The following is an 11,823-nucleotide window of genomic DNA, read 5'->3' as shown; positions in this document are numbered from 1 at the left end:
GCGACGCGAGTACCTCCATGGCATGAACGTTCGCGGCGAGCGGGAGTGTCGTGACTGCGGCGGTCGCTGGTCGTACTACGAGACCGGGACCGTCGAGTGCCCGGCGTGCGGAAGCGTCCGGAGCGTCGGGGTCGAGGGTCGGGCGACGCACACCGACTCCCCCGTCTCGCTGGATCTGGCCGCTCACCGTACCCGGTTCGGGGAGGCACGCGGGACGCTCCCGACGGATGATGTCGACGCCCTGAAACACGAGCTCCGAACGTACCTGCGCAAGCGCGGGTTCATCGACGGTGGTGAGCTTCGGACGCTCGACGACACGGTCCTCGCCGCGCGCGAACTGCTCGAGGCGGTCGACGTGTACGACCGTCGCCGCGACCCGAGCGACGCCGACCGCGAGTACCTCCTCGCGCTCCTCGCCGGTGCGGAGGAGGGAAAGCGCCCCGAGGCGACCGAGGTCCCCGAATCGATGCGTGTGGCGCGGGGAGCCGCGGCCGCCCGGGCGGTGAGCGAGTACCGTGACGACCTCCTGACGTTCCTCGACGAGCTGGCGTCCACGCCGGGACGTGACGGTGAGCCGATCGGGGGGGCGGACCAACACGACGACATCGACTCGTCGCCGACGGTGTCGGTCTCGGGAGACGAGGCGGAGTCGCGCGTCGCCCCCGCACGGCAGCTCCTCGGACGCGTCCGCGACCGCACGAAACGAGTCGACGCGCTTGGCGGGGATGTGGCTCCCACCGCCGCGGACGCGCTCGTCGAAGCGGTGAACGCGGTCGGCGAGTACGTCCGAACCGGCGACGGCGAGGCGCTCGATCGGGCGCGCTCGCGGCTCGCGGACACGGAGGCGTGACGGGGCAGTCCGATCCATCGATCGCGGTGCGGACCGGCTGTGTGCGTGATCGGCGGTGTGGGGGCCGTGGTCAGCGGTGTGGGGGTCCTGGTCGGCGGTCGGTTCGAGCCGTAATGAACGGTGAGTCCGAATCACGACTGATACTCGGAGGCGTACGTTCAAGCAGCCCGGAGCGTACCCGTGCGTATGTCCGGGTTCGACGTGCACGACCATCGGCACGCGCTGAAGCAGCTCCGTGACACCGGCGAGACGAGCCTCTGGGAGAACCGAAAGGCGATCACGTGTCCCGTGTGCGACGAACCGTTCGATCGGCTGTTCATCACCCGGAGCCCGGCGGCTCGGTTCCCCGAGAACGACGGATCACGGTTCTGCCTCCTGCGTGGCAACGACGAGATACAGCTGTTTCGGCACTAACACGCCGGAACCACCATCGCCGAGAGGACACTGGTTCCCGTCCAGCTTTCTCGCCGAAGTGGGCGTCGCCGACCGCGTCAGTCGTCGCCGACCGGATCGACGTCCGGGGACGGGTCGTCGATGTACCGCTCCGTCCACGTCCCGCGGGCGAACCACGCGACGCCCACGGCCGCGCCGAGCACGTTCCCGAGCGCCATCCCGACCCAGACGCCGGTCGGTCCCCACCCGAGCGCCGAGATGGTTACGTCAACGAGGGGGATCGTCACGCTCCACGTCAACGCGAGGTAGAACACGCTGGCGACACGGCCGACCCACAGCGTGAGGATCGATATCACCATCGCCGTCTTGGTGTTGCCCGCCCCACGGAACGCACCCAGAATCACCTGTGAGACGCCGATGAAGGCGAACTCGACCGATCGTATGCGGACGTACTCGACCGCGAACTCGATCGTCGCTGGCGCGTCGGGGACATCCCCGAGGAACACCGACACGATCGGCTCCGTGAACGTCACGGCGATCACGGCGACGAGGAACATCACTCCGGCCCCCGTCGTCGCCGCGATCTTGACCGCGCGTGCGGCACGGTCAGCACGGTCGGCACCGAGGTTCTGTCCCACCATCGTGTCGATCGCGCGTCCGAGTCCCATCGCCGGCAGGAACACGAGCGAGATGAGGCGGTTACCCAGTCCGTACGCCGCTACCACCGGCGGCGAGAAGGTGACGATCATCGCCGTCAGCGTGATCATCGCCATCGCGCTCGTCGTCTGCTCGACGCTGGAGGGGAGCCCCAGTCGGAAGATGTCCTCGATAAACCCGAAATCCGGACGGAGATCGGCGATCCCGACCGCCGGGCCGAGGTCGGTCGCGAACAGCACCCACAACCCGATAGCAGTCGCGACGCCACGCGCCCCGATCGTCGCCAGCGCGGCACCCTCGATCCCGTAGCCGGTGAACCCGGTTGCGGCGAACAGTGACGCCTCGACAGCGACGGGGTCGAGCGCCGCTACACCCGGTATCGCTGCGAGCCACTCGAACAGCGGGTTGTTCTCGAACCCGAAGATGAGGAACGGGTCGAGCACGACGTTGAGCACGACGGAAACGAACATCACGGCCATCGGCGTCCGGGTGTCACCGTACCCCCGCATGAGCGCGGAGAAGACGAAGAACCCGAACATCAACGGGATCCCGAGGAAGATGATCTCCATGTAGTCGGCCGCAAGCGGGATCACGGTCGCGGCCGTGTCGGGGTCGCTCGGCAGCAGTTCCAGCGCCGGCCGGGTGTAGAAGTACCCGCCGATACCGATGAACACCGAGAGCACGGCGACGGTAACTATGGTTTGGCCCGCAACCATCCCGGCGGAGTCGTCGCCTTCCGCCCCGGTGTACTGGGCGACGAGGATCGCCCCAGCGGTCGTGAAGCCGCCCGCGACGGCGATAAGAAGGAAAATGAGCGGGAACGCGAGGCTGATCGCACCGACCGCCTCGGCCGAGAGCCGGCCGAGGTACAGGGTGTCGACGACGTTGTACGTCACCTGTAACAGCTGGATGACGACGATCGGCCACGCGAGGTGGAACAGCGGGCGGACGAGGCTACCCTCGGTGATCGAGTCACGGGCGTCGTCGGGGCTGTCGGAACCATCCAACTCGTCGGGGTCGTCGGAGTCGTCACCGTCCGAATCGGCGGGGATATCACCGTTGGCCCGATCGGCGGGGGTACCGCTGGTCGGATCGGCAGTGTCGTTATCGCTCGGGTCGGGAGGGCCGATGTGTCCGTCGTTTTTGCCGTGTTCGTCGCTTCCGGAGGGGTCGTCGGTATGGTCGGGCTCTCCGGAGTCTGACGGGCGTTCGGAGGGCTCGTCGCTCACTTCGTGATCCCAGACCATCTCGGCGTATCAGCGTTCCGGTGGCGGCCGAGTCGGCCTCGAAACGGTCCGCGATCAGGGGGGCCGATCGACCGAGTCGTCGGTACCGGACGACTCGGTGGTTCGGTTGACATCGGGTTCGAGACTTCCGTCGGTATCGCGATCGGGTTCGGGGGTTTCTCGGGTGTCGCTATCGGGTTCGCCTCGTCCGTCGACGCCAACGGCTGTTCCCGTCTCTCCCGCGGTCGTGACCTCCTGCTCCCCACTGGGTGTTTCGCCGGTTCCGGCCGCGTCAACCCCGTCCCGGGGCTGGTCCTCCCGGAGGCCGACCTGTGCGACCCCGGACGTGTCGTCGAAGACGAGGTGACGATGGGGGTACGCCATCTCGACGTCCGCGTCCGAGAGTCGATCGCGGATCCGCGTGTTCAGCTCGGACTGTACCTTCGCGAGCTTGTAGGGCTTTTTCACCCAGTAACGGAGCCGCAACAGGATCCCGTTGTCGCCGAACTCCTGGATCCGGCACTCCGGGCTGGCGTTGTATCGGGCCACGCCCACGCGAATATCGGGACCGCCGTTGATGATCGACTCACAGTCACGGGCCGCGCGTTCGATACGCCGACGCCCCTCGTCGATGTCCGACTCGTACGTGACGAGGACGTCCGTGCTCCGACGGGTTCGCTCGTCCTCCGCGGAGTAGTTCGTCACGTCGCGGTCGCGCATGTTCCCGTTAGGGATGACGAGGAACGTGTTGTCGAGGGTGAATATTTTCGTGTACCGGATCGTGATGTCCTCGATGAACCCCTGCGTGCCGTCGTCGAGCTCGATCATGTCGCCGATCTCGAACGGCTGGTCCGCGAGGATAAACAGGCCGTTGATGAAGTTCCCGACGAGCGGAGCGAGAATGATCCCGACCACGGCGGACAACACCGCAGTCCCGATCAGCAGGTCGGTGAACTGAAACCCGACCGCCCAGAGGCCGAACAGGAACGCGAGCGTGATCGTCCCGACGCGGACTCCACGAACGACGGTCTGTGCGACGCTCTGTCGAGAGAACTGTTTGGCGACCGGGCGGCCGATGACCCTGACGACGAACCGCGCCAGCACCGCGCCGGCAACGACCGAGAGGACGACGATGAAGAACCGTACCCCGGGGACCCCCGCTAGCCACGAGGACCACTCGGCAATCGGCGTCGTCGCCTCCAGTGGGGTCATAGCGGACACGCGTCGTCCACCCGAAAAAACGTTTCCTCCCGGATCGACGGATGGAACGCGCTTCCTTCGATCGGTGACTGGGAACGAATCGATCGACACCCCGCTGGACAAACGCTAACACCCTTCCGGTAGAAGCCAACGTATGCGAGAGCACATCACCCCCCGTCCGACCTTCGAGTTTACACATGATTCCGCTCCGAGCGACGTGCTGATCGCCGGGTTCTCCGCGTATGGACTCGGCGGACTCACCGCCGTCGATTACCTCATCGACCACCTGGAGCTGACCGAATACGGTCACGTCAGGACCGAAGGGCTCCCATCGATCACCCCCTTCGAGAAGGGTCGACCGCGACATCCAACCCGGCTGTACTCCGGTCCCGACCTCGATGTCACCGTGCTCGTCGGCGAGCAGTTCGTCCCGTCGGTGCTCGGAGAACCGCTCGCGACCTCGATACTCGAGTGGACTGTCGCCAACGACGTCTCGGAGATCGCCGTGTGCTCGGGCGTGCCGATCCCCCACGGTCCCGACGCCCACCGGACGTTCTACATCGCGACGGACGACTTCCGGGATGCCCGGATCGAGGACACAGACATTCCTCCGATGGAGTCGGGATTCCTCGACGGCACGAACGCGACGCTGCTGGAGCGCGGACTCGACTCGCCGCTTGGCGTAGGCGTGTTCGTCACGCCGGTGCACGCACAAGCACCGGACGTACAGGCCGCGGTCCGTCTCGTCGAAACCATCGACGAGGTGTACGACTTGGGCGTCGACGCCGGACCGCTTGAGGCGTTCGCGGCCGAAATACAGCGATACTACGAGGACCTCGCCGAACGGATCGAGGCGCGGGAACCCGAGGGGGCCTACGACCGGATGTACATGTGACCCGGCAGCCGGAGCCAACCGATCCGGAGCTGCTGCCCGAGAAGTAGACTGTGATATGAAAACGCGTACAACTCGGGTTATAGTGAAAACTATACCGGTGGGGTGTGTCGAGTCAACCATGACTGACGATCTCCGGGCGACGCTCGATCACGTCGGGGACCGGTTCAATCTGGGAGAGTACGAGATCGACGCGTATCTCGCAGTGTTAGCACACGGCGAGCTGACCGCGAGCGACATCGCGGACCGGACGGACATCCCGCAACCGCGGGTGTACGACACCGTCCGGAGCCTCTCCGACCGCGGACTCGTCGAGCTCCGGGAGTCCCGTCCGATGAAGATCGTCGCCGTCGACCCGGCGGACGCGTTCGGCGACCTCCGCTCGTCGTTCGCGGAGATGGTCGACGAGCTCGAAGCGCGATACACCGCGCCGACGCGCGAGACGGAGGCGGTTTCGCTGGTGAAGTCGCGCTCGACGATCCTCCGATACCTTGAGGACGTTATTCTCGGTGCCGAGTACGAGCTCGCCGTCTCGCTCACTCCCGACCTCCTGCGTCGATTTCGGGACGATCTGGCGGGGAAAATCGCGGAGGGCGTCAGCATCGAACTCCTGGTAACGCCCGCCTCACGGGCACCCGACCCAGCGGAGTTCGATTACACCGACGTCTCAACGACGGCGCGCGCGCGACGCGGCATCACGACTCCCGTCCTTGCCGTCGGCGACGGCGAGTACTCCGTATACGCGACACAGGACGCGCTGCGTGACGACCGGGAGCGATACGGTGTCATCTTCAACCGGTCGGCGCTTGGGTTCCTGGTGTCCGGCTTCTTCGGAACCGTCCTGTGGACGACGGCGGAGACGCTCTTCGCGGACGGGAAGGACCGGCCGTTCCCCCGCCGATACGCCTCTATCCGACGCGCGGTGAAGGACGTTCGTGGATTCGACGGGGAGACGTTTTATGCGGCCGTCTCCGGACGCGACATAGAGACGGGAGAGCCGATCACCGTCCGCGGACGGGTCGTCGACAGCGCGTTCGAAGACACCGAGGAGGTCGCCTCACTCGTGGTCGAAACCGAAACCGGTCCCGTCGAGATCGGCGGGCGTGTAGCGGCCTTGGAGGACATCGAAGGCCAGGAGATCGTTATCGGTCGGGGTTCTCCGCCCGAGATCTGAACGGTCGATGCCACCGAGGTAGGTTCCGCTGGTCAGGGTGGATCCGGCTCGGTGGGGCGAATCCGGCTTGTCAGGGTGGATCCGGCTCGGCGAGGCGAATCCGGCTTGTCAGGGTGGATCCGGCTCGGCGAGGCGAATCCGGCTCGTCCGAGATCGGTCGTAGCAGTGCCGCAGCCGGTACCCACTTATCGCCGCGCGCGACAGGGACGGGTATGGATGTCCGCCTAACTCGCTCGAACCTCTCCGGAACCGTCCGTGCACCCCCGTCGAAGAGTTACACCCACCGCGCGTTGCTAGCAGCGGGGTACAGCGACGGCGCGACCGTCGAGTCCCCGCTCGTCTCTGCGGACACTCGGGCGACTGCCCGTGCGGTGACCGCGTTCGGCGGCAGCGTCGACCCGCGGGAGGGTGGCGAGAGTACTTCCGACGACAGTAGCGACCTGCCGGACGCGGACGCGCTCGTCGTCGACGGGTTCGACGGTCGGCCCGATGTCCCCAACGACGTGCTCGACTGTGCGAACTCCGGGACGACGACTCGGCTCGTGACCGCGACCGCCGCGCTCGCCGACGGCGGGACGGTGTTGACGGGGGACGCGTCGCTCCGGTCCCGCCCACAGGGGCCGCTTCTGGATGCCCTCGACGAGCTGGGCGTCCGCGCCGAGTCGACGAGGGGAAACGGCCAAGCGCCGCTCGTCGTGTTCGGCCCTCTTTCCGGCGGCGCGGTCGCACTTCCTGGCGACGTCTCCTCGCAGTACGTTACCGCCCTGCTGATGGCTGGGGCGGTCACCGACGACGGGATCGAGGTGTCGTTGACGACGGAGCTCAAATCGGCCCCGTACGTCGACATCACGCTCGAACTGCTGGAAGCGTTCGGGATCACCGCCGAGCCGGTCGGGAGCGAGACGGCGGCCGGTGCCGAGGGATTCGTCGTTCCCGGTGGGCAGACGTACGCGCCCCCTGACGGCCGATACGAGGTTCCCGGGGACTTCTCGTCTATCTCCTATCTGGTTGCCGGCGGTGCGGTAGCGGCCGACCCGGACGGCTCCGTCCGGATCGAGGGGGCACAACCGAGCGCCCAGGGTGACGCCGCGATCGTCGAGATCGCGACACGGATGGGCGCGTCGATCGACTGGGACCGCGAGGCGGGCGTTATCACGGTCGAGCGGTCGTCGCTGTCGGGGATCGAAATCGATGTCGGCGACACCCCGGATCTCCTGCCGACGATCGCGACCCTCGGAGCGATCGCGGACGGTGACACACGGATCACGAACTGCGAACACGTCAGATACAAGGAGACCGACCGGGTGTCCGCGATGGCCGAGGAGCTCGAAACGCTGGGAGCGGAGACGACGGAGGAGCCGGACGTCCTCACCATTCACGGCTCCGAGAGCGAGCTACGGGGTGCGACTGTCGACGGTAGAGCGGACCACCGGATCGTGATGTCGCTCGCGGTCGCCGCGCTCGTAGCCGAAGGGACGACGACGATCCGGGGCCGTGAACACGTCGACGTCTCGTTCCCCGGCTTCTTCGAGACGATGGCGTCGTTGGGCGCTGCGGTCGAACGATAAGATACGATCCGGATCTCAGTTGACTACCTGATTTATAAGTGATCAGGGAGTTACGGGTTCTGTATGAGTTGGCACGCCGTCGACGCCGTTGACGACGCGGTGGAGGCCACTCGTCGGTTCCTGTTTCCGTTCAGCTTGGTTCGCTGGACGGTCCTGGCCCTCCTCGTCCTCCTGATGGGTAGCACCGTGAACACGAACGCCTCGTTTTCGTTCATCCCGGACGCGGAGTTCACACTGTTTCCGGACGGCGTGATCCCGGAGGCCGTCGTCGCGGAGCTCGATACCGCTCTCGTGGTCGCGATCGTCGCTGTCGTCACCGCCATCGGCGTCGTCATCGCGGTAGCGACGCTTACGCTCCGGCTCGTGTTCTACGATGCCCTCCGGACTAACGAGGTTCGTGTCTGGGGACCGTTCCGCGCGCGATTCCGCCAGGCGCTCGGGCTGTTCGTTTTTTCGACTGTTGCCGGGATCGTTACGGTGCTCCCGCTACTGCTCGCCATTCTGGGGGTGACGACGGTCGGATGGGGGCCGATCGACGCCGTGAGCGAGGCGGTCGCTGGACTCTCGGGTTGGGGACTCGCGGGAGCAGTACTGTTCGGGGGGCTCCTCACGCTGGGTGCGCTACTCGTCGTTCGATTCACATACGAGTTCGTCGTTCCGGTGATGGTTCATCGTGACCTCGGTGTGCTGGCGGCGTGGTCACGGTTCTGGTCGACCTTGCGGGAGTCGTGGACCGAGTTCCTGTTGTATCTCGTCGTCCATTTCTTCCTCGGGGTCGGGGTCTCGGTCGCGGAAACCGTCGTGTTCCTGTTCGCCGGTGGGGCGGTCCTCGTCCTTGGGGGCGTCACGATCCTGATCGCCGCCGGGATCTTGGGTGGACTTTCGGCGGTGACCGGAACCACTGTCGGGATGGTGACGCTCGTCTTGGTCGTGTCGGCCGGCGTGATCGCGTTGCTGCTCGTGTTTCTTCCGGTACGGTTGGTCACGCGAACGTACCTGATCGCTTATGAAGTCACCACCCTCGGCGGGGTTGACCCGGAGTTGGCGATGCTGGACCCAACGATCGATCCGGACGCTGCCGGTCCAACGGAGGGAGATGATACATCCACAAAGCGATAGACTCTGCGGGCCGGAGTGAGTACTGACGAACGTCGGGAGTGGGTGATCGCACGGTATGAGTTGGACACAACACAGTGACTGAGGATCGATGACCGATCCGCCGCGACTATCGACCAACTCCGGTATGAGACTACGTTCTCTCTTTTAGACCGTTATGCTATCCTTCAGACCGTTATGCTATCCTTCAGACCGTTATGCTATCCTTCAGACCGATATGCTATCCTTCAGACCGATATGCTATTCTTCAGACTCCTGTTCGTTCTAGCGCGACGGGGCGGGATGTTTGGGCTGCCTGGATCAGCTGACATCGTCGTGGCTTAGACGACTGTCGAAGTTGGATTTCGACGGCCATAGGTAGTTTTTTACTCCGTTCACGAAAGGGGTCACCCATGGGATTAGACGACGACGCGCGTGAGTACCACCGCGCGGATCCACCGGGAAAAATAGAGATATCCACGACGAAACCGACGAACACACAACGGGACCTCTCGTTGGCCTACTCGCCGGGCGTTGCCGCGCCCTGCCGCGACATCGCGGCGTCACCGGAGTCCGTCTTCGAGTACACGGCAAAGGGGAACCTCGTCGCCGTCGTCTCCAACGGGTCGGCAGTTCTCGGGCTCGGTGATATCGGCCCGTCGGCGTCGAAACCCGTTATGGAGGGCAAAGGGGTCCTGTTCAAGCGGTTCGCCGATATCGACGTGTTCGATATCGAGCTCGACATCGACGCGGTCGACCCGTTCTGTGAAGCGGTCTCCGCGATGGAGCCGACGTTCGGGGGGGTGAACCTCGAGGACATCAAAGCGCCGGAGTGCTTCGAGATCGAGGAGCGACTCCGCAAGGAGATGGATATCCCCGTGTTCCACGACGACCAACACGGGACCGCGATCATCTCCGGAGCCGCACTGATGAACGCGGTCGACATCGCCGGGAAAGATCTGTCCGAACTCGAGATCGTGTTCTCCGGTGCGGGTGCGTCCGCCATCGCGACCGCACGATTCTACGTCTCACTCGGTGCAGAACGGGACAACATCACGATGTGTGACTCCTCCGGGATCGTCACCACGGACAGGGCCGAGGCCGGTGAAGTGAACGAGTATAAACAGGAGTTCGCCAGCGACGTCGACGGCGGCGACCTCGCGGACGCTATGGACGGTGCCGACGTGTTCGTCGGCCTCTCGATCGGCGGGATCGTCTCCCAGGAGATGGTCCGTTCGATGGCGTCGGACCCGATCATCTTCGCGATGGCGAACCCCGACCCTGAGATCACCTACGAGGACGCGAAGACCGCTCGTGATGACACGGTCATCATGGCGACCGGACGTTCTGACTATCCCAACATGGTGAACAACGTTCTCGGGTTCCCCTTCCTGTTCCGTGGGGCGCTGGACGTTCGTGCAACCGAGATCAACGAGGAGATGAAGCGAGCCGCGGCGACGGCGCTCGCTGAGCTCGCGCGTAAAGACGTCCCGGACGCGGTCGTGAAGGCGTATGGTGACGACCCCCTGCAGTTCGGTCCCGACTACGTCATCCCTAAGCCGCTCGATCCCCGTGTCCTGTTCGAGGTCGCGCCTGCGGTCGCACAGGCAGCGATGGACGCTGAGTGTGCGCGCACCGAGATCGATATCAAACGGTATCGCGAGCGGCTTGAGGCACGCCTCGGGAAGTCGCGGGAGATGATGCGAGTCGTGTTGAACAAGGCCAAAAGCGATCCGAAACGCATCGCACTCGCAGAGGGGACCGACGAGAAGATGATCCGTGCGGCCTATCAGCTCTCCGAACAGGGAATCGCGGAACCGGTCCTTCTGGGTGACGCGGACGAGATCACCCGAACCGCCACAGAGCTCGGTCTGTCCTTCCAGCCTGAGATCGTCGACCCCTCCGAACGTGATGTTTCACCGTACGGGGATCGGTTGTACGACCTTCGGAAGCGGAAAGGTATTACCCAGCGTGAGGCACACGAACTGGTCCAGCGGGACACGAACTATCTCGGGAGCGTTATGGTAAAAGCCGGTGACGCGGATGCAATGCTGACAGGCCTCACGCATCATTATCCCTCCGCGCTACGACCGCCGTTACAGGTTATCGGATCCGCCGATGACACCGATACCGTCGCTGGCGTGTACATGCTGACGTTCAAGAACCGCGTGGTGTTCTGCGCCGACACGACGGTCAATCAGGACCCCGACGCGGAGACGCTCGCGGAGATAACCCGCCACACCGCCGAACTGGCGCGGCGGTTTAACGTCGATCCGCGGGCGGCGGTCCTCTCGTACTCCAACTTCGGGAGTGTCGATAACGAAGGGACGCGGAAACCCCGAAACGCGGTCGAGATCCTTCATGACGACTCCGAGGTCGACTTCCCTGTCGATGGGGAGATGCAGGCAGACACCGCTGTCGTGGACGAGATACTCAACGGCACGTATGAGTTCTCGGAGCTCGACGAGGCCGCGAACGTGCTCGTCTTCCCCAACCTCGAAGCGGGGAACATCGGGTACAAGCTCCTTCAGCGGCTCGGTGGCGCGGAAGCCATCGGACCGATGCTGGTGGGGATGGACCAGCCGGTTCACGTCCTCCAGCGTGGCGATGAAGTGAAAGACATCGTCAACCTCGGCGGGGTAGCCGTCGTCGACGCTCAGGAATAGGTTCGCGAAGGGTCGACCGCACAGTTCACAAAGGATCGACCACACAGTTCGCGAAGGGCCGACCACACAAAACGTACTTGTTCGTAAAACCAATATAGTTGG

9 protein-coding genes are annotated in these 11,823 nt (G+C 64.8%); 7 read left to right on the top strand and 2 right to left on the bottom strand.

The features are described from left to right. The first annotated feature begins 22 nt into the window (after positions 1-22). Positions 23-850, top strand: a complete 828-nt coding sequence (locus ACZ5TV_RS00525) for a DUF7117 family protein (RefSeq protein WP_379779077.1) — start codon at positions 23-25, stop codon at positions 848-850. Positions 851-1,036: 186 nt separating this feature from the next. Further along, on the top strand, positions 1,037-1,264 hold the full coding sequence (locus ACZ5TV_RS00520; protein ID WP_379779075.1) for a DUF7385 family protein: 228 nt from the start codon (positions 1,037-1,039) through the stop codon (positions 1,262-1,264). A gap of 77 nt (positions 1,265-1,341) precedes the next feature. Here ACZ5TV_RS00520 and ACZ5TV_RS00515 read toward each other — a convergent pair whose 3' ends face one another. Together ACZ5TV_RS00515 and ACZ5TV_RS00510 are read right to left on the bottom strand one after the other, a co-directional pair. Further along, complete coding sequence (locus tag ACZ5TV_RS00515; protein WP_379779073.1) at positions 1,342-3,129, bottom strand: MATE family efflux transporter; 1,788 nt, start codon at positions 3,127-3,129, stop codon at positions 1,342-1,344. A 72-nt stretch (positions 3,130-3,201) separates the two neighbouring features. Next, on the bottom strand, positions 3,202-4,338 hold the full coding sequence (locus ACZ5TV_RS00510; RefSeq protein WP_379779071.1) for a mechanosensitive ion channel family protein: 1,137 nt from the start codon (positions 4,336-4,338) through the stop codon (positions 3,202-3,204). A 142-nt stretch (positions 4,339-4,480) separates the two neighbouring features. On the opposite strand from ACZ5TV_RS00510, the gene ACZ5TV_RS00505 reads away from it, so the two are divergent. The 5 genes from ACZ5TV_RS00505 to ACZ5TV_RS00485 all read left to right on the top strand — a co-directional run bounded on the left by ACZ5TV_RS00505 (position 4,481) and on the right by ACZ5TV_RS00485 (position 11,721). After that, a complete protein-coding gene (locus ACZ5TV_RS00505) occupies positions 4,481-5,221 on the top strand; it encodes a proteasome assembly chaperone family protein (protein WP_379779069.1) in 741 nt (246 codons plus the stop codon). Positions 5,222-5,339: 118 nt separating this feature from the next. Then, positions 5,340-6,392, top strand: coding sequence for an HTH-type sugar sensing transcriptional regulator TrmB (gene trmB / locus ACZ5TV_RS00500; protein WP_379779067.1), 1,053 nt, complete (start codon positions 5,340-5,342; stop codon positions 6,390-6,392). Positions 6,393-6,604: 212 nt separating this feature from the next. Beyond that, positions 6,605-7,960 (top strand): 3-phosphoshikimate 1-carboxyvinyltransferase, encoded by a 1,356-nt coding sequence (aroA, locus tag ACZ5TV_RS00495; RefSeq protein ID WP_379779065.1) that lies wholly within the window; start codon positions 6,605-6,607, stop codon positions 7,958-7,960. Between the two features lie 63 nt (positions 7,961-8,023). Next, entirely contained in the window at positions 8,024-9,079 is a 1,056-nt protein-coding gene (locus ACZ5TV_RS00490) for a DUF7544 domain-containing protein (protein WP_379779063.1), read from the top strand. Positions 9,080-9,468: 389 nt separating this feature from the next. After that, positions 9,469-11,721 (top strand): NADP-dependent malic enzyme, encoded by a 2,253-nt coding sequence (locus tag ACZ5TV_RS00485; RefSeq protein WP_379779061.1) that lies wholly within the window; start codon positions 9,469-9,471, stop codon positions 11,719-11,721. Positions 11,722-11,823 lie beyond the last annotated feature (102 nt).

Source organism: Halorubrum tibetense (assembly GCF_055396225.1).
This window is presented reverse-complemented; position numbering and strand designations above follow the sequence as displayed.